The sequence below is a fragment of the Streptomyces sp. NPDC087859 genome, from assembly GCF_044742595.1.
GTDB classification, from domain to species: domain Bacteria; phylum Actinomycetota; class Actinomycetes; order Streptomycetales; family Streptomycetaceae; genus Streptomyces; species Streptomyces canus_F.
In genome coordinates this window covers 143,574-164,611 of sequence record NZ_JBIUUU010000020.1, presented here as the reverse complement: position 1 = coordinate 164,611, position 21,038 = coordinate 143,574, and the positions used below count along the sequence as shown (strand labels likewise).

General features: G+C 71.9%; 22 protein-coding genes. 15 read left to right on the top strand and 7 right to left on the bottom strand.

Going from position 1 to position 21,038, the window contains the following annotated elements:
- The first annotated feature begins 99 nt into the window (after nt 1-99).
- Together ACIOHP_RS39375 and ACIOHP_RS39370 are read left to right on the top strand one after the other, a co-directional pair.
- Nucleotides 100-786 (top strand): triacylglycerol lipase, encoded by a 687-nt coding sequence (locus ACIOHP_RS39375; RefSeq protein ID WP_361493188.1) that lies wholly within the window; start codon nt 100-102, stop codon nt 784-786.
- 72 nt (nt 787-858) lie between these two features.
- Nucleotides 859-1,542: a class I SAM-dependent methyltransferase gene (locus ACIOHP_RS39370; protein ID WP_401895008.1), complete on the top strand. Its 684-nt coding sequence runs from the start codon at nt 859-861 to the stop codon at nt 1,540-1,542.
- Here ACIOHP_RS39370 and ACIOHP_RS39365 read toward each other — a convergent pair whose 3' ends face one another.
- The gene (locus ACIOHP_RS39365) at nt 1,543-1,917 is read right to left on the bottom strand and encodes a fic family toxin-antitoxin system, toxin component (RefSeq protein WP_401895007.1); all 375 of its coding nucleotides are present in this window, start codon (nt 1,915-1,917) and stop codon (nt 1,543-1,545) included. It abuts the gene before it with no gap.
- 4 nt (nt 1,918-1,921) lie between these two features.
- Nucleotides 1,922-2,161 carry a toxin-antitoxin system HicB family antitoxin gene (locus ACIOHP_RS39360; protein ID WP_401895005.1) on the bottom strand — a complete coding sequence of 80 codons (240 nt, stop codon included), beginning with the start codon at nt 2,159-2,161 and terminating at the stop codon, nt 1,922-1,924.
- Nucleotides 2,162-2,363: 202 nt separating this feature from the next.
- Between ACIOHP_RS39360 and ACIOHP_RS39355 the strand changes: the two genes are divergently transcribed.
- The 9 genes from ACIOHP_RS39355 to mug all read left to right on the top strand — a co-directional run bounded on the left by ACIOHP_RS39355 (nt 2,364) and on the right by mug (nt 12,695).
- Complete coding sequence (locus tag ACIOHP_RS39355) at nt 2,364-3,206, top strand: ABC transporter ATP-binding protein (RefSeq protein ID WP_401895003.1); 843 nt, start codon at nt 2,364-2,366, stop codon at nt 3,204-3,206.
- A 4-nt stretch (nt 3,207-3,210) separates the two neighbouring features.
- The gene (locus ACIOHP_RS39350; RefSeq protein WP_401895002.1) at nt 3,211-5,778 is read left to right on the top strand and encodes an ABC transporter permease; all 2,568 of its coding nucleotides are present in this window, start codon (nt 3,211-3,213) and stop codon (nt 5,776-5,778) included.
- Nucleotides 5,779-5,854: 76 nt separating this feature from the next.
- Nucleotides 5,855-6,712 (top strand): LLM class F420-dependent oxidoreductase, encoded by an 858-nt coding sequence (locus ACIOHP_RS39345; protein ID WP_401895001.1) that lies wholly within the window; start codon nt 5,855-5,857, stop codon nt 6,710-6,712.
- Nucleotides 6,713-6,770: 58 nt separating this feature from the next.
- Complete coding sequence (locus ACIOHP_RS39340; RefSeq protein ID WP_401895000.1) at nt 6,771-7,196, top strand: GNAT family N-acetyltransferase; 426 nt, start codon at nt 6,771-6,773, stop codon at nt 7,194-7,196.
- A gap of 171 nt (nt 7,197-7,367) precedes the next feature.
- Nucleotides 7,368-8,711, top strand: coding sequence for a hemolysin family protein (locus ACIOHP_RS39335; RefSeq protein WP_361547649.1), 1,344 nt, complete (start codon nt 7,368-7,370; stop codon nt 8,709-8,711).
- Nucleotides 8,708-9,721, top strand: coding sequence for a hemolysin family protein (locus tag ACIOHP_RS39330; protein WP_361547646.1), 1,014 nt, complete (start codon nt 8,708-8,710; stop codon nt 9,719-9,721). Before ACIOHP_RS39335 ends, ACIOHP_RS39330 begins: the two co-directional genes overlap by 4 nt.
- 106 nt (nt 9,722-9,827) lie before the next feature.
- Nucleotides 9,828-10,610 (top strand): SGNH/GDSL hydrolase family protein, encoded by a 783-nt coding sequence (locus ACIOHP_RS39325; RefSeq protein WP_361547643.1) that lies wholly within the window; start codon nt 9,828-9,830, stop codon nt 10,608-10,610.
- Nucleotides 10,611-10,693: 83 nt separating this feature from the next.
- Nucleotides 10,694-12,136: an adenylosuccinate lyase gene (gene purB, locus ACIOHP_RS39320; RefSeq protein ID WP_401894997.1), complete on the top strand. Its 1,443-nt coding sequence runs from the start codon at nt 10,694-10,696 to the stop codon at nt 12,134-12,136.
- A gap of 13 nt (nt 12,137-12,149) precedes the next feature.
- Nucleotides 12,150-12,695, top strand: coding sequence for a G/U mismatch-specific DNA glycosylase (mug, locus tag ACIOHP_RS39315; protein WP_401894996.1), 546 nt, complete (start codon nt 12,150-12,152; stop codon nt 12,693-12,695).
- Between the two features lie 4 nt (nt 12,696-12,699).
- Here the strand turns inward: mug and ACIOHP_RS39310 are convergent, their stop codons facing one another.
- Genes ACIOHP_RS39310 through ACIOHP_RS39300 form a run of 3 tightly spaced genes read right to left on the bottom strand, consistent with a single transcriptional unit; the run spans nt 12,700 to nt 14,775 of the window.
- The gene (locus ACIOHP_RS39310; RefSeq protein WP_401894993.1) at nt 12,700-13,086 is read right to left on the bottom strand and encodes a hypothetical protein; all 387 of its coding nucleotides are present in this window, start codon (nt 13,084-13,086) and stop codon (nt 12,700-12,702) included.
- 41 nt (nt 13,087-13,127) lie between these two features.
- Entirely contained in the window at nt 13,128-13,853 is a 726-nt protein-coding gene (locus ACIOHP_RS39305) for an ABC transporter permease (protein WP_401894991.1), read from the bottom strand.
- A gap of 1 nt (nt 13,854) precedes the next feature.
- A complete protein-coding gene (locus tag ACIOHP_RS39300) occupies nt 13,855-14,775 on the bottom strand; it encodes an ABC transporter ATP-binding protein (RefSeq protein ID WP_401894989.1) in 921 nt (306 codons plus the stop codon).
- Nucleotides 14,776-14,883: 108 nt separating this feature from the next.
- Between ACIOHP_RS39300 and ACIOHP_RS39295 the strand changes: the two genes are divergently transcribed.
- From ACIOHP_RS39295 to ACIOHP_RS39285, 3 genes are all read left to right on the top strand, one after another.
- Nucleotides 14,884-16,053, top strand: a complete 1,170-nt coding sequence (locus ACIOHP_RS39295; RefSeq protein ID WP_401894986.1) for a sensor histidine kinase — start codon at nt 14,884-14,886, stop codon at nt 16,051-16,053.
- A 14-nt stretch (nt 16,054-16,067) separates the two neighbouring features.
- Nucleotides 16,068-16,730, top strand: coding sequence for a response regulator transcription factor (locus ACIOHP_RS39290; protein ID WP_361547622.1), 663 nt, complete (start codon nt 16,068-16,070; stop codon nt 16,728-16,730).
- A gap of 99 nt (nt 16,731-16,829) precedes the next feature.
- Entirely contained in the window at nt 16,830-17,987 is a 1,158-nt protein-coding gene (locus tag ACIOHP_RS39285) for an ROK family protein (protein WP_361547619.1), read from the top strand.
- Between the two features lie 190 nt (nt 17,988-18,177).
- Here the strand turns inward: ACIOHP_RS39285 and ACIOHP_RS39280 are convergent, their stop codons facing one another.
- Both ACIOHP_RS39280 and ACIOHP_RS39275 read right to left on the bottom strand, forming a co-directional pair.
- Nucleotides 18,178-18,945 carry a GntR family transcriptional regulator gene (locus tag ACIOHP_RS39280; protein WP_401894983.1) on the bottom strand — a complete coding sequence of 256 codons (768 nt, stop codon included), beginning with the start codon at nt 18,943-18,945 and terminating at the stop codon, nt 18,178-18,180.
- Between the two features lie 165 nt (nt 18,946-19,110).
- Complete coding sequence (locus ACIOHP_RS39275) at nt 19,111-19,992, bottom strand: RNA polymerase sigma-70 factor (RefSeq protein ID WP_361547613.1); 882 nt, start codon at nt 19,990-19,992, stop codon at nt 19,111-19,113.
- Between the two features lie 142 nt (nt 19,993-20,134).
- Here ACIOHP_RS39275 and ACIOHP_RS39270 point away from each other — a divergent pair, with 142 nt between their 5' ends.
- The gene (locus ACIOHP_RS39270) at nt 20,135-20,965 is read left to right on the top strand and encodes an alpha/beta fold hydrolase (RefSeq protein WP_361547610.1); all 831 of its coding nucleotides are present in this window, start codon (nt 20,135-20,137) and stop codon (nt 20,963-20,965) included.
- The last annotated feature ends 73 nt before the right edge of the window (nt 20,966-21,038 follow it).

Sequence of the window (21,038 nt, the reverse complement as noted above, 5' to 3'; positions counted from 1 at the left end):
GCGAGTTAATTGACACGTAAAGACCGGCGAGTTCGCCGATGCGGCGCGCGTAGACCCCGCCTGACACTCCTGGCAACCCCACCCGTTTCAGGAGGCATCATGCAGCGCTCCCGGCGTCGCATCTCAGCGGCCGTCTCGGCCGTCGTCTCATCGCTCCTTCTGGCGCTCCCCCTCTCCGCGGCCCCCGCTCAGGCCGCGACCCACAATCCGATCGTCTTCGTCCACGGCTTGAGCAGTTCCGCGAGCAGCTGGGACGACTGGATCGCCGACTTCAAGGCCGACGGCTACTCCTCCTCCGAGCTGTTCGCCTGGTCGTACGACTGGACGCAGTCGAACGTCACCACCGCCCAGCAACTGTCCGCCAAGATCCAGAGCGTGCTCTCCCAGACCGGCGCCTCGAAGGTCGACCTGGTCGTCCACTCCATGGGCGCGCTCAACTCCCGCTACTACCTCAAGAACCTCGGCGGGACGGCGTACGTGGACGACTTCGTGTCGACCGCGGGCGTCAACCACGGCACGACGACCGCTTCCTGGTGTTCGTGGCTGTACACGTCGTGTTCCCAGATGTACACCGGCAGTTCGTTCCTGACCTCGCTCAACTCCGGTGACGAGACCCCGGGCAGCGTCTCGTACGCCAGCTACTGGTCGAACTGCGACGACGCGCTCACCCCGGACACCACCGCGATCCTGAGCGGTGCGACCAACGTCGAGGTCGGGTGCGTCTCGCACACCGACATGAACAACGACCACGGCGTGTACGAGCAGGTGCGCAACTTCGTCGCGTAGCGCGCGAGCGAGGGTGCGCGGGGCGCATCCGGGGGAGAATCGGGGTGGACCCCGTCCCACCGGGAGGTCGTCATGCCGCTACGGTCCGCCGGTTCCGGCAAGCTGCCGCGCGATCCCGTGCACCACCCGCTCTTCGCCCGCTGTTACGCCCGTGTCAGCGTCGCCGCCGAGACCCGCGTCGGCATGGCCGGCGTGCGGCAACGCCTGCTCGCCGGAGTGTCCGGGCGGGTCATCGAGATCGGCGCGGGCAACGGGTTGAACTTCGCCCACTATCCGCGCACGGTCTCGGAGGTCGTGGCGATCGAACCGGAACGCACGCTGCGCAGGCTGGCGGTGGACGCCGCCCTGCGCTCCGGGGTGCCCGTCGACGTGGTGCCGGGTGCGGCGGAGGCGCTGCCGGTCAAGAGCGAGGCCTTCGACGCCGTCGTGGTCTCGCTGGTGCTGTGCAGCGTGCGGGACCTGCCACGGGCCCTGGCGGAGATACGGCGGGTGCTGCGGCCCGGTGGTGCCGTGCGGTTCTTCGAGCACGGCCGGGGCGGCGGGCAGGCGATGCGTCTCACCCAGCGCGCGCTGGACCGGACCGTGTGGCCGCCCCTGAGCGGGGGCTGCCATCTGTCCCGCGATCCGATCGCGGCTCTGCGGGAGGCCGGCTTCGAACTCGGCCCCTACCGGGAGGTATTGATGCCGGAGAAGGGGCCGAAGCTGCCCTCCTCCTACTGCGTGCTGGGCACCGCGTGGCGCCCCACCGAAAGCTGATCACAGACTCCACTGGCGCAGTTCCTGCGCGATGTCGTGCACGGACGCCTCACCGCGCTTGACCAGTCGGGCCAGTTCCCGGACCTGTTCGGGCGAGGTGACGACCTTGAGGCCGCTCGCCACGAGATAGGCGTAGGCGACGGCGGAGGCGAACAGGGCGTTGGAGCGCTCCAACGCCGGCACGTGGATCAGGAGTTGAAGCAGGGCGGCGGCCCGGGCGTGCGGGCTGTCGTAGACCGGGACGTCGAAGATCTCGGCCTCGTGGCGCGCGACGGCGGCGACGAGGGCGCCCCAGTCGGTGACCTGGGGGTCTCCCGGGGTCTTCTGGTCGGCGAGCATGAGAAGCCAGGCGAGGTCGATCCTGAGGTGGCTCAACGGATCAGCGGCGACCTTCGCGCGTGCCCTCGCGTTCCCCGCCCAGTTCCTCGGCGAAGACGTTCTCGTACTGCTTCATGAAGTCGGCGGCGGCCTCCACGAAGGTGTGGCCGACCTCGCCGGTGTCCTGCTTGACGAGTTCTTCGATGTAGCGGTTGACGCTCATCCCGCGGGCCAGGGCGCGTTCGCGAGCGGCGCGGGCCGTGCCCTCGTCCACTCTCACGTTCAGCTGGGTCTTCGCCATACCTCGACGCTAGCGCCGGAGTGCTAGCAGGGGCAAGGGCGTGTCCGCCGTAGCCCTCCCTTAAGCGTGCCCCTTACACGGAAATCAGGGACCCGACCTGCGATGGAGAGCGACCGGCACCCCAGGGGGATTTCGGATGTGGGGTGGGTCACACTACCCTCGGCCGGGTCCGAGGAGTCGGTACGTCCTTGAGGAGGCGGCCTTGTCCACACCCGCTGCGGAGCACGCCCCGGGCCTTGCGTCGGCCGACGGGATCGCGGCCCGCGCCCACGGTCTGACCAAGGCGTACGGCTCGGGCGAGACATCGGTGATCGCCCTGGACTCGGTGGACGTGGAGATCGCGCGCGGCCGATTCACCGCGGTCATGGGTCCGTCGGGGTCCGGGAAGTCCACGCTGATGCACTGCCTCGCCGGGCTGGACACCGTGTCGGCCGGCCAGGTCTGGCTCGGCGACACCGAGATCACGGGGCTGAAGGAACGTGATCTGACACGGCTGCGCCGGGACCGGATCGGGTTCATGTTCCAGTCGTTCAACCTGATCCCCACCCTGAACGCGGCCGAGAACATCACCCTGCCCATGGACATCGCGGGCAAGAAGCCCGACGAGAAGTGGCTGGACCAGGTCATCGACACCCTGGGACTGCGGGACCGGCTCAAGCACCGGCCCGCCCAGCTCTCCGGCGGCCAGCAGCAGCGTGTGGCGTGTGCCCGGGCGCTGGCCTCCCGGCCCGAGCTGATCTTCGCGGACGAGCCGACCGGCAACCTGGACTCGCGGGCCGGTCTGGAGGTCCTCGGCTTCCTGCGCGAGGCCGTCGACGAACTGGGCCAGACCGTCGTCATGGTCACCCATGACCCGGGCGCCGCCGCCCACTCCGACCTGGTCCTCTTCCTCGGGGACGGGCGGATCGTGGACGAGATGGAGCGGCCCACGGCGGAGGCCGTCCTGGAGCGCATGAAGCGGTTCGACGTGATCCGCGGACACCAGGAGGAGAGCCCGCCGCCGGGAGCCGCGCCCGCGGACGCCCCTTCCCTCGACAAGGACTGAGGCCGTGCTGAAGGCGACGCTCCGCAGCTTCCTCGCCCACAAGGGACGGCTGCTGCTCTCCGCGCTGGCCGTCGTCCTGTCCGTGGCGTTCGTCGCGGGCAGTCTGATCTTCTCGGACACGCTCAGCCGCACCTTCGACCGGCTCTTCGCCTCGACCGCGCCCGATGTCACGGTCAGCCCGCGCGAGGAACTGGACGAGGCCATCCCCTCCGGCATGACGGCCACCCTGCCCGCCTCGCTCCTGGACCGGGTGTCCGGGATCGACGGGGTCGCCGACGCGCGCCTGGAGGCCGAGGTCCAGAACATCACCGTCGCCGACAGCGAGAACGAGGCGGTCGGCTCGACCACCGGCGCCCCCACCATCGGCACCGACTGGAGCCCGGGTCCGCGCAGTCCGGTCGAACTCACCTCGGGGCACGCCCCGCACGGCGCGGGCGAGGCCCTGCTCGACTCGGAGTCCGCCGACCGCAAGAACCTGAAGATCGGTGACGCGCTCAGCGTCATCGGACCGCAGGGCACCTTCAAGGTCCGGCTCGTCGGCATCGCCACCTTCACCACCACCAACCCCGGGGCGACCCTGCTCTTCCTGGACACCCCGACCGCGCAGACCAAGCTGCTGGGCGACGCGGACGCGGCCACCGGCATCTCCGTGGACGCCAAGGACGGTGTGAGCGACGCGCAGTTGAAGCAGCGCGTCGCCGCCGCGATCGGCACCGGCGACTACGAAATCCGGACCGCCGACGAACAGGCCAAGTCCGACGTCGAGTCGCTGGGCGGATTCCTCGACGTCATCAAGTACGTCATGCTCGGTTTCGCGGGCATCGCCGTTCTCGTCGGTGTCTTCCTGATCGTCAACACCTTCTCGATGCTCATCGCCCAACGGACCCGGGAACTGGGCCTGTTGCGGGCGCTGGGCGCCGACCGGCGCCAGGTGCGCCGCTCGGTGCTGACCGAGGCGATGCTGCTCGGTGTGGTCGGCTCGACGCTGGGACTCGCGACCGGGATCGGACTCGCCGCCGGGCTCATCGCGCTGATGAACACCCTCGGCATGAACATCAGGTCGAGCGAGATGGTGATCGGCTGGGGCACCCCGGTCGCCGCGTACGTCGTCGGCGTGGGCGTCACCTTCGTGGCGGCGTACCTTCCCGCCCGGCGCGCGGCCGGTGTCTCGCCCATGGCGGCGCTGGCGGACGCCGAGATCGCGGGCGTGGGGCGTCCGTTGAAGACGCGCGCCCTGGTGGGCGGTGTCGTCTTCGGGGCCGGCGCGGCGGCCCTGCTGGGCTGTGTCCTCTCCTCGGACACCTCGTCGGCGGCGTCCCTGCTGGGCCTCGGTGTCGTCCTGACGCTGATCGGCACCGTGATCGCCGGACCGCTGCTCGTGCGCCCGGTGATCCGTGTCCTCGGCGGGGCGTTCCCCGCCCTGTTCGGCTCGATCGGCCGGATGAGCCAGCGCAACGCCCTGCGCAACCCCCGTCGCACCGGCGCCACCGCGGCCGCGCTGATGGTCGGACTCGCCCTGGTCGGCGGAATGTCCGTCGCCAGCGCCTCCATGACCAAGTCCTTCGACCAGCAGATCGACGACACGCTGGGCGCCGACTTCGTCATCCAGAACAGCAACTTCGTGCCCTTCCCGCAGGAGGTCACCGAGAAGGTCCGCGACACCGACGGCGTGGGGCTCGTGGTCCGCTCGCAGTTCGCCCCGGTCGCCGTACGCCTGCCGGACGGCGACCGCGTCAAGACGACCGCGGCGGCCTACGACCCGCAGCTCGACGACGTCGCCAACATCACGTACGCCCAGGGCGACACCGCGACCGCGCTCGCCGCCGGAAGCATCGCCATGGACGCGGACTTCGCGCGCGACCACGACGTGCGGATCGGCTCCACGATCCCCGTGGAGTTCCAGAGCCGGAAGACGGCCGAACTGACCGTGGGCGCCCTCACCGACCAGGAGTCCGCCGAGGGCTTCGGGACGCAGGGCGGCATCTACTTCGGCCTGGAGACGCTCCAGCGATACGCGCCCGGCGGGCAGGACTCGGGCCTCTACGTGAACGCCGCCTCCGGCACCGGCTCGGACAAGCTGCGCGCCGACCTGGAGAAGACACTCGACCCGTATCCGCAGGTCCAGGTGCGCGACATCGCCGACTACAAGGACCTGGTCCACGACCAGATCGCCGTCCTGCTCTACCTCGTGTACGCACTGCTCGGGCTCGCGATCGTGATCGCGGTGCTCGGCGTGGTCAACACCCTCGCCCTGTCGGTCGTGGAGCGCACCCGGGAGATCGGGCTGCTGCGCGCCATCGGGCTCGCCCGGCGTCAGCTGCGCCGGATGATCCGCCTGGAGTCGGTGGTGATCGCGGTGTTCGGCGCGGTCCTCGGGCTGGCGCTGGGCCTGGTGTGGGGGGTGTGCGTCCAGCAGGTGCTGGCGTTGCAGGGCATGTCGGCGCTGGCGATCCCCTGGGGCACGATCGTCGCGGTCGTGGTCGGCTCGGCGGTGGTGGGTGTCGTGGCGGCGCTGTTGCCGGCGCTGCGGGCGTCGCGGATGAACGTGCTGACGGCCATCGCGCACGAGTGAGGAGCGCGGTGGCGGCCGTCGCCGACGGGTGATGGAATCGGTGTGATCTCAAGTCGCCCGCGAACGAGGAGAGTTCATGCCGCGTCCGTTCCGCTTCGGTGTCAGCTTCATCGACCCCGCGCCCGCCGACGAGTGGCGGGCCAAGTGCCGCCGGGCCGAGGAGCTCGGGTACGACGTGATCCTGGTCCCCGACCATCTGGGCATGCCCGCGCCGTTCCCGGCGCTGGTCGCGGCGGCCGGGGCGACCGAACGGCCGCGGCTGGGCACCTTTGTGCTCAACGCGGGTTTCTGGAACCCGGCGTTGCTGGCGCGCGAGGTGGCCACGACCGACGCGCTGACGGGCGGGCGCCTCGAACTCGGCCTCGGCACCGGGTACGTACAGGCGGAGCACGACGCGGCGGGGCTGCCGTTCGGCTCGCCCCGCGCGCGCGTGGACCATCTTCAGCGCACCGTCGAGGAGTTGGGGCGACTGCTGGACTCGGACGTGCCGCTGATGCTCGGCGGCAACGGCGAGCGGATGCTGGGGCTCGCCGCCGAGCACGCCGACATCGCGGCCTTCACGGGAGCGTCCCTGGTGCCGGGAAGCACCGAGGGGAAGCTGGTGCCGATGGCCAACGCGGACTTCGCGGCACGTCTCGCCCGGTACAAGGAGCTGGCGGCCGGCCGCAAGGAGCCGGCCGAGCTGAACCTCCTCATCCAGATGGTGGCCGTCACCGACGACCGCGCGGCCGCCGTGGCACCGCTCGTGCAACGGGTGCCGGACGCGACCGTGGAGCAGGCGCTGGAGCTGCCCATCCTCCTGGTCGGCACCCTGGAGCAGATCACCGCGCAGGTGCTGGCCCAGCGCGAGACGTACGGCTTCACCTACCTGACCGTCCTGGAGTCGTACATGGAGGCGTTCGCACCGGTCGTCGCCGAGCTGGGCGGCAAGTGAACGTCCGCATGCTGGAATTCGGCGCGTCCCCGTCCGGCGTGCGTGATGGGATCCCCGTATGACGGAACTGCGCCTTCGCACCGCCGCGCCCGCGGACCTCGACGCCGTACTGGCCTTCTGGAAGACCGCCGCCGAGGGCACGAGCATCAGCGACGACCGGGACGGCGTGGAGCGGCTCGTGGCACGTGACCCCGAGGCGCTGATCCTGGCCGAGCGGGACGGGGAGCTGGTCGGCACGGTGATCGCGGGCTTCGACGGCTGGCGCTGCCATCTGTACCGGCTGGCGGTGCACCCGGAGCGGCGCCGCCAGGGCATCGGCTCGGCGCTGCTCACGGCCGCGGAGGAGCGGTTCGTCCGGCTCGGCGGGCGCCGCGCGGACGCGATGGTGCTGGTGCGCAACGAGACGGGGCAGCATGCGTGGCGGGCCGCCGGGTACGCGCCCGAGGAGAAGTGGAGGCGCTGGGTGAAGCACCTCACCGACTGATCGGGGAAGCACCTCACCGTACGGCCCCCCTTTGCCGGTCCTTTAACATTGGGGGACCACTCGGCCCTCGATTGAAAGGTGTGAGCGTCCGCCCATGGGCGAGCCTCCCAGTAGTACGCGAGATCGCGCGATCCCCCGCACCCTGTCCGATCATGGGACGGAGGTGACCCGATGACCGAAGTGCTCCTCCTGCTCGTGGCGATCCTGCTCTCGCTGGCCTGCGGTGCCTTCGTCGCCGCCGAGTTCTCGCTGACCACGGTCGAGCGCGGCGCCCTGGAGAAGGCCGCGGAGCGCGGCGAGCGGGGCGCGTCGGGCGCCCTGAAGGCCGTGCGCAACCTGACCTTCCAGCTCTCCGGGGCACAGCTCGGCATCACCGTCACCAACCTGGTGGTCGGCATGCTCGCCGAGCCGTCGATCGCCAAACTGATCGCCGGGCCGCTGGAGTCGCTGGGCCTCTCCGGCTCCACGGCCTCGTCGGTCGCGCTGGTGCTCGGTACGGCGCTGTCGACCGTCGTCCTGATGGTCGTCGGCGAGCTGGTGCCGAAGAACTGGGCGATCTCCTCCCCGCTGGCCGTGGCCAAGCGGGTGGGCAACGCACAGCGCTGGTTCAGCGCGGCGTTCCGGCCCTTCATCACCCACCTCAACAACACGGCGAACCGCATCGTCCGTCTCTTCGGCGTGGAGCCGACGGAGGAACTGGCCGCCGCGCGCGGGCCGCAGGAGCTCGCCGCCCTGGCCCGGCACTCCGCCAAGGAAGGCGCGCTGGAGGCCGACACCGCCGAACTCTTCGTACGCACCCTGAACCTCTCCGACCTGACCGCGGAGAACGTGATGACACCGCGCGTCCAGGTCATCGCCCTGGACGCCCAGGCGACCTGCGAGGACGTCGCGAACGCCACGCGCGCGACGGGCCTGTCCCGGTTCCCCGTCTACCGCGGCAACCTCGACTCGGTCGTGGGCACCGCGCACATCAAGGACGTCCTGGCGGTCCCGGCCGAGCGCCGGGCCCGGGTCCCCGTCTCCGAGCTGATGCGCGAGCCGCTGCTCGTCCCCGAGTCGCTGACCGTGGACCGGCTGCTCGACCGGCTGTCCGGCAAGCGCACGATGGCCGTGGTGATCGACGAGTACGGCGGTACGGCCGGGGTGGCCACGCTGGAGGACATCGTCGAGGAGGTCGTCGGCGAGGTCCGCGACGAGCACGACCCGCACGAGACACCCGACCTGGCCGCGGCCGGGACCGACGACGAGGGCCGCGTCCTGTACTCGGCCGACGGCTCGGCACGCATCGACCACCTCGCGCGCGTGGGCCTGAGGGCGCCCGAGGGGCCGTACGAGACCCTGGCCGGCCTGGTCGCGACCGAGCTCGGCCGTATCCCGGTCGTCGGCGACACCGCGGAGGTCGTCGGCTGGCGGCTGGACGTGGTGGACGCCTCCGGGCGCAGGGCCGCGCGCGTGCTGCTGCACGCTCCGCTCGACGACACGTCGGAATCCATCGAAGGGGAGGCCCGGAAGTGACCGCGATCCAGTTGCTGATCGGTCTGGCGACCCTCGTCGTCAACGCCTTCTTCGTGGGCGCCGAGTTCGCTCTGATCTCCGTACGGCGCTCGCAGATCGAGCCGCACGCCGAGGAGGGCGACCGGCGCGCCAAGAGCGTGCTGTGGGGTCTGGAGCATGTGTCCGCGCTGATGGCTGCGGCGCAGCTCGGCATCACCCTGTGCACGCTGATCCTCGGTGTGGTCGCCGAACCGGCGATCGCGCACCTGCTGGAGCCCGTGTTCCACGCGCTCGGTGTACCGACGGGCGCCGGACACGCGGTGTCGTTCGTGATCGCGCTCGCCGCGGCGACATATCTGCACATGCTGCTCGGCGAGATGGTGCCGAAGAACATCGCGCTGGCGGAGCCGGTGCGCAGCGCGCTGGTGCTCGGCCCGCCGCTGGTCACCCTGTCCCGGGGCCTGCGCCCGGTGATCTTCGCGATCAACGCCTTCGCCAACGCCCTGCTGAAGCTGTTGCGGGTGGAGACCAAGGACGAGGTCACGGCGACCTTCTCGGACGCCGAGCTGGCCCGGCTGGTCAGGGACTCCGACGAGGCGGGCCTGATCGACGACCGGACCCGGGAGCGGCTGCACGACGCCCTGGAACTGGGCCGCCGGCCGGTGCGCGATGTCGTCCTCCCGCTGGAACGGGTCGTCTACGCGCGCGTGGGCGTCACCCCGGAGCAGTTGGAACGGCTGTCGGCCGAGTCCGGGTTCTCCCGGTTCCCGGTGGTGGACGACGGGCGGCGCATCCTCGGCTATCTGCATGTGAAGGACGCGTTGGACGCCTCCCCGCGGGATCTGGCGTTCCAGGTCCGGGACATGCGGCCCATCGCGCGCGTGCGGGAGAGCACGCCGCTGGACGACGTCCTGACGGCGATGCGGGGCAGCCGTACGCATGTCGCGGCGGTGCTGGGGGGCGACGGGCGGCTGGCGGGGCTGGTGACCATGGAGGACGTGCTGCGGGAGCTGTTCGGACAGCGGGCGTGAGGGCCCGGCCCCGGGGGTCCGGCCGGAGGTCTGGGCGGGCCCGGTCGGTGGTCCGGGGAGGCTGACCGACCGCCGGGTATGTGAACGGGTTAGCATTTTCTCCGCCATGCAGAAGAACCCCACACACACCAGCCTCGTCGCCCTCGGCGACTCCTTCACCGAGGGCATGTCGGACCTGCTCCCGAACGGCTCCTACCGGGGCTGGGCCGATGTCCTGGCCGGCCGGATGGCCGCGGTGACACCCGGCTTCCGGTACGCCAACCTCGCGGTGCGCGGCAAGCTCATCCAGCAGATCGTCGAGGAGCAGGTCGATGTGGCCGTGGCCATGCGGCCCGACGTGATCACGCTGGTGGGCGGGTTGAACGACACCCTGCGGCCCAAGTGCGACATGGGGCGGGTCCGCGCGCTGCTGACCGAGGCCGTGGAGCGGCTCGCCCCGTCCTGCGAGCAGCTCGTCCTGATGCGCAGCCCGGGCCGCCAGGGACCGGTCCTGGCGCGCTTCCGGCCACGCATGGAGGAGCTCTTCGAGTGCGTCGACGAGCTGGCCGAGAAGCACGGCGCGATCGTCGTCGACCTGTACGGGGCGCCCTCCCTCGGTGATCCTCGCCTGTGGGACGTGGACCGGCTGCACCTCACGGCCGAGGGCCACCGGCGCGTCGCCGAGGCGGTCTGGCAGACCCTGGGCTACGACCCCGAGGACACCGAGTGGCGTACGCCGATGCCGGCCACGCTGCCGCCGGGGTGGGCCGCGCGACGGGTCGCGGACGCCCGGTTCGCCCGGCAGTACCTGCTCCCCTGGATCGGCCGCCGCCTCACGGGCCGCTCCTCGGGCGACGGCCTGCCGGCGAAGCGGCCCGACCTGCTGCCGTACGAGGGTCCGACGGCGTAACGCGGCGTGACGCGGGTCTCGTAGGTTCCACCGAAGACATCCCTGGCGCTGGCCTGCACGAATCGCCAGTAGAATCCGTACACGTGACTTCCGCTCCCGCCAAGCCCCGCATCCCGAACGTCCTCGCCGGACGCTACGCCTCCGCCGAGCTCGCCACGCTCTGGTCGCCCGAGCAGAAGGTGAAGCTGGAGCGGCAGCTCTGGCTCGCCGTGCTGCGGGCCCAGAAGGACCTCGGCATCGAGGTGCCGGACGAGGCGATCGCCGACTACGAGCGTGTCCTGGACACCGTCGACCTGGCCTCCATCGCCGAGCGCGAGAAGGTCACGCGGCACGACGTGAAGGCGCGGATCGAGGAGTTCAACGACCTCGCCGGGCACGAGCACGTCCACAAGGGCATGACCTCGCGCGACCTCACCGAGAACGTCGAGCAGCTCCAGATCCGGCTCTCGCTGGAGCTGATGCGCGACCGTACGGTGGCCGTCCTGGCGCGTCTGGCCAAGCTGGCCGGCGAGTACGGCGAGCTGGTCGTGGCCGGCCGCTCGCACAACGTCGCCGCGCAGGCTACGACCCTCGGCAAGCGGTTCGCGACGGCCGCCGACGAGCTGCTCGTCGCCCTCGGCCGGGTCGAGGAGCTGCTCGGCCGCTACCCGCTGCGCGGCATCAAGGGCCCGGTCGGCACCGCGCAGGACATGCTCGACCTGCTCGGCGGCGACGCGGCGAAGCTGGCCGACCTGGAGCAGCGGATCGCCCGGCACCTGGGCTTCTCGCAGGCGTTCACCTCGGTCGGCCAGGTCTACCCGCGCTCCCTGGACTACGAGGTCGTGACCGCGCTGGTGCAGCTGGCGGCGGCGCCGTCCTCGCTGGCCAAGACGGTCCGGCTGATGGCCGGGCACGAGCTGGTGACCGAGGGCTTCAAGCCGGGCCAGGTCGGCTCCTCCGCGATGCCGCACAAGATGAACACCCGGTCCTGCGAGCGCGTCAACGGCCTCATGGTCATCCTGCGCGGCTACGCCTCCATGACCGGTGAACTGGCGGGCGACCAGTGGAACGAGGGCGACGTGTCCTGCTCGGTGGTGCGCCGGGTCGCGCTGCCGGACGCGTTCTTCGCGCTCGACGGTCTGCTGGAGACGTTCCTGACGGTCCTCGACGAGTTCGGCGCCTTCCCGGCGGTCGTCGCCCGCGAGCTGGACCGCTACCTGCCGTTCCTCGCCACCACCAAGGTGCTCATGGGCGCGGTGCGTGCCGGCGTCGGCCGTGAGGTCGCGCACGAGGCGATCAAGGAGAACGCCGTCGCCTCCGCGCTCGCGATGCGCGAGCAGGGCGCCGAGCGCAACGAGCTCCTCGACAAGCTGGCCGCGGACGAGCGCATCCCGCTCGACCGGGCGCAGCTGGACGCGCTGATGGCCGACAAGCTGTCCTTCACGGGCGCCGCGGCCGACCAGGTCGGTGCGGTCGTCGGCCGGATCGAGGAGATCGTGAAGCAGCACCCGGAGGCCGCCGGTTACACGCCCGGCGCGATCCTCTGATCCGGCGCACGGCATGACGCGCTTCACCCCCGCGGAGCTGGAGGCCGCCCGCGACCGTCTGGTACCGGACGTCGTCGCGGACGGTCTGCATGTGCTGTTCTGCGGGATCAACCCGGGTCTGATGACCGCCGCCACGGGCCATCACTTCGCCCGTCCCGGCAACCGCTTCTGGCCGGTCCTGCACCTGTCCGGGTTCACGCCTCGTCTGATGAAGCCGTCGGAGCAGGAGGAGTTGCTGTCCTACGGGCTCGGCATCACGAACGTCGTGGCGCGGGCGACCGCGCGGGCGGACGAGCTGAGCGCGGAGGAGTATCGCCAGGGCGGGCGGCAACTGGCGCTCAAGGTGGCGCGGTTGCGGCCCCGCTGGCTGGCGGTGGTCGGCGTCACCGCGTACCGGGCGGCGTTCGACGACAAGAAGGCCCGGGTGGGCCCGCAGGAGCGGATCTTCGGGGACACGCGTGTGTGGGTGCTGCCGAATCCGAGCGGGCTGAACGCGCACTGGACGACGGCGACGATGGCGGAGGAGTTCGGGCGGTTGCGGGTGGCGGCGCAGGCCTGACGGGTCACGGGGGGTCGATGTCGGTGACGAACACCCGGAGTCGAGGCTGGTCCTCCCCGTTCCGGTCGGCCACCGCCAGGACGGCCCGGCGGTCGCCGCCGGGTATGTCCCACGCACGCAGGTCGACCGCCAGGGCGGCGAGCACCGCCCAGGGCTCGGGTATGACCTCACCCCGCGCGATGCGCTCCTGGAGGGTGACCGTCCCCCAGCGCGACGGCTCTCCCCACCTGTCCGTCAACCGTTCGGCGACAGCCGCCTCGTAGGCGTAGCAATCACTCGCGTCCGGCCAGTCCCCGGGCCCTAACCACGCGGCGTGGTAGCCACTGTCCCCCGCGGGAAAGGCCCGGACGCACAGCGCCTCGATCAGGGCGAGGTCCTTCGCGATGTCCATGTGATCCAGTAAACCGGGTCCCACTGACAACTGGCGTGCCGTCAGGCGTCCCTGTGCCGCACGCTCCACGCGCCCGCCACCAGTACCGCCGCCGTCCACAGCGCGGTCACCCCCAGCCCCGCCCACGGCCCCAACCGGCCGTCGTAGGACTCGTACAGGACCACCTGCCCCGCCCGGTCCGGCAGGAAGTCCGTCGCGCCGCCCACCGCGTCCCCGATCACGAACGAGACGACGAGGACGAACGGGATCAGCAGGGAGAGCGCGCCCACCCCGCTGCGCAGCAGGGCCGTGAGGCCGGCCGCGAGCAGCGCCATCAGCATGAGGTAGAGGCCGCAGCCCACCACACCGCGTGCCTGCTCACCCGCGGTCAGACCGCTCGCCGCGTCGCCCAGGCCCGCCTTCGCGACCAGGAGCGCGGCGAGGGCGGTGAGCTGCCCGACGACCAGGGCCGGTACGGCGATCGCGGTCAGCTTGGCCGCGTACCACCGTCCGCGCCGCGGCACCGCGGCGAGCGAGAGGCGCAGCGCACCCCCGTGGAACTCCGAGGACACGGCCATGGCGCCGAAGGAGATCGCGGCGATCTGACCGGGCGCGACCCCGGACAACGCCGTGAACAGCGGGTCGAAGTCAGGGTCGGACGTCTCGGAGACACCGGCGAGCGCGGAGAACGCCGTGGTCGCCGCGAACAGCGCCGCCAGCGCTCCGAGGAGCGAGCGCAGCGTACGGATCTTCAGCCACTCGGCGTGCAGACCGGGCGCGTAGGACATGTCAGGCCTCCTGCGGCTGTGCGGTGAACTCGGCCTCGGTGGCGGTGAGATCCAGATAGGCCTGCTCCAACGTGCCCTCCTGCGCGCTCAGTTCGAGGATCGGGATACCCGCGGCGGACGCGAGGCGGCCGACGTCGTCCACGCGCGCGTGGTGCACGGTCCAGTGCCCGTCCTCGTGCTCGACGCCGTCGAGGCCGTGTTCGGCCAGGACGGCCTTGAGGGCGGTGGGGTCCGTGGTGCGGATCCGTACCCGCGGCCGCACGCGTGCGTGGATGAACCCGCGCATCGCGGTGTCGGCGAGGAGCCTGCCCCTGCCGAGGACCACGAGGTGGTCGGCGAAGGACGCGGTCTCGTTCATGAGGTGGCTGGAGACCAGGACGGTGCGCCCCTCCCCCGCGAGCCGGCGCAGCAGCCCGCGGATCCAGATGATGCCTTCGGGGTCCAGACCGTTGGAGGGCTCGTCGAGCATGACCACCTCGGGGTCGCCGAGCAGCGCGGCCGCGATGCCGAGCCGCTGGCGCATGCCCAGGGAGTATGTCTTCACCCGGCGCCGGGCCACCGGGGCGAGGCCGGTCTCCTCCAGGAGTTCGTCGACGCGGCGGTCCGGGATGCGGTTGCTCGCGGCCAGTGTGCGCAGGTGGTCGCGGCCGGTGCGGGAGCCGTGCGCGGCCTGCGCGTCGAGCAGGGCGCCGACATGGCGCAGCGGTTCGCCGAGGCTTCGGTAGGCGCGGCCGCCGATCGTGGCGGTGCCGGACGTCGGCCGGTCGAGACCGAGCACGAGCCGCATGGTGGTGGACTTTCCGGCTCCGTTGGGGCCGAGGAAGCCGGTGACGCGGCCGGGGAGGACGGTGAAGGTGAGGTCGTCCACGGCTCGTCGGGTGCCGAACTCCTTGGTCAGGTTCTGGACTTCGATGCTGGTCATGGGAGCAGCCTGGCCGGTGGGGCGGGGTCGGGGCCTCCCCCGCGGGTGGAGATCGCCTCCCCCGTGCGGGGGAGGCTCGCTGTCAGTGGCGGCTGGCACGATGACGCAATGGTCCGTTTGCTGCGCCCGTTCGGCCGGGCGGTGACGTACACACGGTTGCTGCATCTGTTCATCGCGATCGTGTGGCCGAGCATGTGGCTGTTCGTCCAGGAGGCGTGGTGGACCTGGGTGATGGCCGCCGTGGTCCTCGCGCCCGTCGGGCTGGTCCCCGCGATGCGCACCGTGGAGGGCCTGCAGGCACGGCTGCTGCTGACCGGTCACCGGCATGACAGCGCGGGCACCGACATCGTCGTGACGCCGTCCGCCACCTGGGGCGACCGGGGGCGGGTCGTCGTATGGCTGGAGGCGCGGCTGCTGATCGGCTGCGTGACCTCGGTGTTCGCCGTCCAGCTGCTCATCGCCTCCGTCGACCTGGTGGCGTCGGCGTTCGGCCGCGACGCCGGGGAGGGCCTGCTGGCCCCGCTCCACGGCCACGCCTGGTGGCACGTCCTGCTCGTGCCCCCGACACTGATCACACTGGCGGCGACGGTGGTCGGCCCGGGCCGGCTCATCACCGCACTCGCCCACCGTCTCCTCGGCCCCTCGCCGGCCGATCGCATGGCCGCCATGGAGGAACGCACCGAGCAGCTCCTGGAGCGCACCCGCATCGCCCGCGAGCTCCACGACTCCATCGGCCACGCGCTGACCGTGGCCGTCGTCCAGGCGGGCGCCGCCCGCGCGGCCGGTGATCCCGCCTTCACCGACCGTGCCCTGGGCGCCATCGAGGAGACCGGCCGGGCGGCCCTGGAGGATCTGGAACGGGTCCTCGGGGTCCTGCGCGAGTCCGAGCGGCCGGTCAGCGGCCGGCCGACGCTGACGGACTGCGACCGGCTGCTGGAGTCCGCCCGCGCCTCCGGCGCGAAGGTCGACGCCGAGGTGACCGGGCCCGTCGACACGCTGCCCGGACCGGTCTCCCGCGAGGGGTACCGCATCCTCCAGGAGTCGCTGACCAACGTGCTGCGGCACGCGGGGGCCGTCCCCGTCCGGGTGCGCATCGCGGTCGTGGCGGACAGCCTCGCCCTGGAGGTCCGCAATCCACTGTCGGCCGACATACCCGGCCCGGGCCGGGGCAGCGGTCTGCGCGGCATCCGCGAGCGCGCGGCCCTGCTGGGCGGCAGCGCGCACACCGGCCCCGACCGGGGTGACTGGCAGGTGCGGGTGGAGCTGCCGCTGCGCTGATCTACGCTGGCCGGATGCCGGTCACCGTTCTCCTCGTCGACGACGAACCCCTCGTACGCGCGGGTCTGCGGGCCGTGTTGGAGGCGCAGCCCGACATCGAGGTCGTCGGGGAGGCGGCGGACGGGGCCGCGGTGATCCCGCTGGTGCGGCGATTGCGGCCCGACGTGGTCGCCATGGACGTACGGATGCCGCTGCTGGACGGGATCGAGGCCACGCGCGCGGTGCTGCGGACGATCGACAAGCCGCCGAAGATCCTGGTGGTGACGACGTTCGAGAACGACGAGTACGTGTACGAGGCGCTGCGGGCCGGGGCCGACGGGTTCCTGCTGAAGCGGGCCCGGCCGGCCGAGATCGTGCACGCGGTGCGGCTGGTCGCCGAGGGCGAGTCGCTGCTGTTCCCGGCGTCGGTGCGGCAGCTCGCCGCCGAGTACGGCGAGGAGGGCGGGAATCGTGCGGCCCGGGCGGCGATGGAGCGGGCCCAGCTGACCGAGCGGGAGGCCGAGGTGCTGCGGCTGATGGCCCGCGGGCTGTCCAACGCGGAGATCGCCGAGCGGCTGATCGTCGGGACGGAGACGGTCAAGTCCCACGTCAGCGGCGTACTGGCGAAGCTCGGGGCGCGCGATCGCACGCAGGCCGTGATCGCGGCGTACGAGTCGGGGTTCGTGGCGCCCGGCTGACCGGGACCGGCACACGATCTCCCGGGTCCCCGCACTCGCCCGGCTCCGTCCCTACGAGTACGATCCGGCCAACACGCGCACGAGCTGGGAGGACGGACGTTGGGGCGGCTGACCGGCGGGGATCCCTCGCTGCTGCGAAGGATCAATTCCGCGGTGGTGCTGCACGCGCTGCGTGCCACGGACTGCGCGACGCTGACCGAGATCACGCGGGTGACCGGGCTGTCCCGGCCGACCGTCGAGGGCGTGGTCGAGGGGCTCATCGAGGCGGGGTACGTCGTCGAGAAGGCGGCCGACGAGAGTGTCGTACGACGGCAGGGGCGGCCCGCGCGGCGGTTCAGGTTCCGGGCCGAGGCCGGGCATCTGCTGGGCCTCGACATCGGGCCGCACCGGGTCGCCGCGCTCCTGTCGGACCTGGACGGCCGGGTGCTCGGCGCCGTCGCCAAGGACGTCTCCGAGACGGCGTCGGCCGACGAGCGCCTGGAGCGGCTGCGCACCGCGGTGGCCGACCTGCTGCGCCGGGCCGGCGTCGCGCGCGAGTCGCTGCGGGCGGTGGGGGCCGCCTCGCCCGGGATCGTCGAGGCGGACGGCACCGTGCGGCTGTGCGCCGCGCTGCCCCAGTGGACGGGGCTGCGTCTCGGTGAGCGGCTGAGCCGTTCCTTCAAGTGCCCGGTCCTGGTGGAGAACGACGCCAACGCCGCGGCGGTCGCCGAGCACTGGAAGGGTGCCGCCACCGAGTCCGACGACGTCGTGTTCGTGCTGGCGGGGCTGAGTCCGGGCGCGGGGGCGTTGATCGGCGGGCGCCTGCACCGGGGGTACGGCGGGGCGGCGGGCGAGATCGGCGCGCTGCATCTGCTCGGCCGCGAGGTCACGCCGGAGAAGCTGCTGTCCACCACGGACGAGCCGCTGCACCCGCTCGACGAGCAGGCCGTCGCCGAGGTCTTCGCGCAGGCACGCGAGGGCGACCAGCGGGCCCGGGCGGCCGTCGACCGTTTCATCCAGCGGCTCGTCCACGACGTGGCCGCCCTGTCCCTCGCCCTCGACCCCGAGCTGGTCGTCATCGGCGGCTGGGCGACGGGAATCGTCGACGTACTGGAGCCGCTGCGGCTGGAGTTGGCGCGCTACTGTCTGCGGCCGCCGAAGGTGACCCTGTCGCTCCTCGGCGAGGCCGCCGTGGCGACGGGGGCGCTGCGGCTGGCGCTGGACCATGTGGAGGAACAGCTCTTCGCGGTGGAGGGCACGGTGACGGCGCGGCGCTGAGCGCTCCGCGCGGGGTGCCGGGAGCTGCGGTCGTCCGTCCGCGGCGCCTTCGTGGCCGGTCGCGTCGGCGCGGCGGAGCCACATATCGATCACTGCCCGGCGCTCCTTCAGGGCGCTCCGGCCGGCTGTCGTCGAAACGCCTCGCGCCCCGGAGTCGCTCCGGGGCGCGAGGCGTCGGGCGCTACGGCGGTCAGGACGCCCGGCGCTCCGGGTCCTCGTGGATCTCCACGCCGCCGGAGTCGCCGAAGGTCAGCCGGCAGGTGTCGGCGCGGTAGGTGGCGACGGACAGCGCGGCGGTGCGGCCCTGCGAGAAGAAGCGGGTCGTCACCACCAGGACGGGTGCCCCGGGCAGCCGGTCCAGCTGCTTGGCGTCGTCGGCGCGGGCCGAGCCCAGTTCCACGGCGCTGTCCTGCCCCTCAAGACCCAGGCGCTGGAGCTCGCGCAGTACGGCACGCGCGCGGGCCGCACCGGACGGGGCGTCTATGGCGGAGAGGTCGGGCACCGAGGACTGCGGGATGTAGAGCAGTTCCGCGGCGACGGGCTGACCGTGCGTCATACGGGAGCGGCGGACGATGTGCACGGGTTCGTCGTGGCCGGTTTCCAGTGCCCCGGCGACGGCTGCCGACGGGACCTCCAGGGTGCTGTCGACGGGCTGCCAGTCGTCCGTGGCGGTGGCCGTGCCCGGCCAGACATGGTGTTCCGTGCCGACGGCGACACCCACGCGGGGCGGGGCGACGGTCGTACCGACACCGCGGCGGCGCTGCAGCCGGCCTTCCAGCTCGAGCTGCTCCAGGGCCTGGCGGAGCGTGGCGCGCGCGACGCCGAACCGGGCGGCGAGGTCACGCTCGTTGGGCAGGATCTCGCCCACCGAGAACTCGGAGTCCAGCGCCTCAGTGAGCACGGTCTTGAGGTGCCAGTATTTCGGTTCCGGCACCGTTTCCAGCTGCGTGGTCCCCACCCTGTCCTCCGCAATCGCCGTGGTCCGGCGGCTTTTTAGCGCCCTTGTTTATTAAAGGTTGTTTCACTTCTCTGCGACCATAGGGCGGCCCCCACCCTTGGTCAAGACCAATGCCCGATGACGACGAAGCCCCCGTCGCGGACGGGGGCTTGGCGCTGCGGTTCACTACGCGGTGAGCGACTGCAGTTTGTCGGGGTTGCGTACGACGTAGACCGACTGGATCCGGCCGTCGACGACGTCCAGTTGGAAGACCGAGTCGGGCTTGTCGCCCGACAGGAGCAGCAACGCGGGACCGCCGTTGAGCTCCAGGAAGCGGAAGGACATGTCCGGGACACCCTTGCGTGCGGCGCCGACGAGGAAACGGCCCACCTTGTCCGCCGTCTCGATGACGCGCAGCGGCGCCCTGGACTTGCCGCCGCTGTCGCCGACGAGGCGGACGTCGGGCGCCAGCATCGACATGAGCCCCTGGAGGTCGCCCTCCGCGGCGGCGGCGAGGAAGCGCTCGGTGAGATCCCGGCGCTGGGCGGGGTCGACGTCGTAGCGGGGCCGTCGTTCCTCGACGTGCTTGCGGGCCCGCCCGGAGAGCTGGCGCACGGCCGCTTCACCGCGGTCGAGCATGGTCGCGATCTCCGCGTACGGGTAGCCGAAGGCCTCCCTCAGCACGAACACCGCCCGCTCCAGCGGCGACAGGGACTCCATGACGACAAGGACGGCGAGGGAGACCGAGTCGGCGAGGACGGCGCGCTCCGCGGTGTCCGGGACCAGGTCCCCGAAGTCCGTGACGTACGGCTCCGGCAGCCACGGGCCGACGTACGCCTCGTTGCGCGCCTTGACCTGGCGCAGCCGGTCGATGGCCAGGCGGGTCGTGACACGCACCAGATAGCCGCGCGGTTCGCGCACCTCGCTGCGGTCCGCGCCGGACCAGCGCAGCCAGGCCTCCTGGACGACGTCCTCCGCGTCGGCCACCCGGCCCAGCATGCGGTAGGCGACGCCCACCAGGACGGGGCGGTGCTCTTCGAATACGTCGGTCACGGTGTCGGTGCTCACGACACCATCCCAGCCGACGTCCCGCGTGCTGTCCAGGCGAGTCCGGCACGTGCCACACGAAGGGGCTACCCGCCGGTAGCAATTGCTGACAAGCTGTCTACACGCCGTCCGGCTGCGAGTCCCAGACGAGGAGCACACGTACATGGCCGCCACTGTCTCGTTCAAGGTCCCTTCCCCGCACGGCCCGCGGACCGTGACCGTCGACCACACGCGCGTGGGCAGCGGCGAACCGCTGCTCCTGCTGCACGGCATCGGCCACCACCGGCAGGCCTGGGACCCGGTCGTGGACATCCTGGCGACCGAGCGCGAGGTCATCGCCGTGGACCTGCCCGGCTTCGGGGCGTCCCCGGGGCTGCCGGACGGACTGACCTACGACCTCGCCACCACGACCGCCGTGTTCGGCGCCTTCTGCGAGGCGTTGGAGCTCGACCGGCCGCATGTCGCGGGCAACTCGCTCGGCGGCCTGCTCGCCCTGGAACTCGGCCGGGAGAAGCTCGTACGGTCCGTCACCGCCCTCTCCCCCGCGGGGTTCTGGTCGGAGGCGGAGCGGCGTTACGCCTTCGCCGTGCTGCTCACGATGCGCGGCATAGCCCTGCGGATGCCGCGGCCGATGGTCGAGCGGCTGTCCCGCTCGGCGGCCGGCCGCACCGCGCTCACCAGCACCATCTACGCCCGCCCGGCCCGGCGTTCACCGGAGGCCGTCGTCGCCGAGACGCTCGCGCTGGTGAACGCGACCGGGTTCACCGAGACCCTCCGCGCGGGCGGCTCCGTGCAGTTCGTCGACGACATCCCCGGTGTTCCGGTCACCGTGGCCTGGGGCAGCAAGGACCGTCTGCTCCTGCGCCGGCAGGGGGTCCGCGCCAAGCAGATCATCCCCAAGGCCCGCCTCGTGCGGCTGCCCGGCTGCGGCCACTGCCCGATGAACGACGACCCGGCGCTCGTCGCGCGGGTGATCCTCGACGGCAGCCGCTGACCTCTTCGACGCACGGGACCCGAGGGCGACTCCGGCACCGACGACGGCGCTCCCGACGGCCTGGGCCACGCCG

What these genes read in the sequence shown, in the direction of transcription:
- ACIOHP_RS39375 (WP_361493188.1), top strand. Translation starts at nt 100, where the DNA reads ATGCAGCGCTCCCGGCGTCGCATCTCAGCGGCCGTCTCGGCCGTCGTC.
- ACIOHP_RS39370 (WP_401895008.1), top strand. Translation starts at nt 859, where the DNA reads ATGCCGCTACGGTCCGCCGGTTCCGGCAAGCTGCCGCGCGATCCCGTG.
- ACIOHP_RS39360 (WP_401895005.1), bottom strand. Translation starts at nt 2,161, where the DNA reads ATGGCGAAGACCCAGCTGAACGTGAGAGTGGACGAGGGCACGGCCCGC.
- ACIOHP_RS39345 (WP_401895001.1), top strand. Translation starts at nt 5,855, where the DNA reads ATGCCGCGTCCGTTCCGCTTCGGTGTCAGCTTCATCGACCCCGCGCCC.
- ACIOHP_RS39340 (WP_401895000.1), top strand. Translation starts at nt 6,771, where the DNA reads ATGACGGAACTGCGCCTTCGCACCGCCGCGCCCGCGGACCTCGACGCC.
- ACIOHP_RS39335 (WP_361547649.1), top strand. Translation starts at nt 7,368, where the DNA reads ATGACCGAAGTGCTCCTCCTGCTCGTGGCGATCCTGCTCTCGCTGGCC.
- ACIOHP_RS39325 (WP_361547643.1), top strand. Translation starts at nt 9,828, where the DNA reads ATGCAGAAGAACCCCACACACACCAGCCTCGTCGCCCTCGGCGACTCC.
- mug (WP_401894996.1), top strand. Translation starts at nt 12,150, where the DNA reads ATGACGCGCTTCACCCCCGCGGAGCTGGAGGCCGCCCGCGACCGTCTG.
- ACIOHP_RS39310 (WP_401894993.1), bottom strand. Translation starts at nt 13,086, where the DNA reads ATGGACATCGCGAAGGACCTCGCCCTGATCGAGGCGCTGTGCGTCCGG.
- ACIOHP_RS39305 (WP_401894991.1), bottom strand. Translation starts at nt 13,853, where the DNA reads ATGTCCTACGCGCCCGGTCTGCACGCCGAGTGGCTGAAGATCCGTACG.
- ACIOHP_RS39300 (WP_401894989.1), bottom strand. Translation starts at nt 14,775, where the DNA reads ATGACCAGCATCGAAGTCCAGAACCTGACCAAGGAGTTCGGCACCCGA.
- ACIOHP_RS39295 (WP_401894986.1), top strand. Translation starts at nt 14,884, where the DNA reads ATGGTCCGTTTGCTGCGCCCGTTCGGCCGGGCGGTGACGTACACACGG.
- ACIOHP_RS39290 (WP_361547622.1), top strand. Translation starts at nt 16,068, where the DNA reads ATGCCGGTCACCGTTCTCCTCGTCGACGACGAACCCCTCGTACGCGCG.
- ACIOHP_RS39270 (WP_361547610.1), top strand. Translation starts at nt 20,135, where the DNA reads ATGGCCGCCACTGTCTCGTTCAAGGTCCCTTCCCCGCACGGCCCGCGG.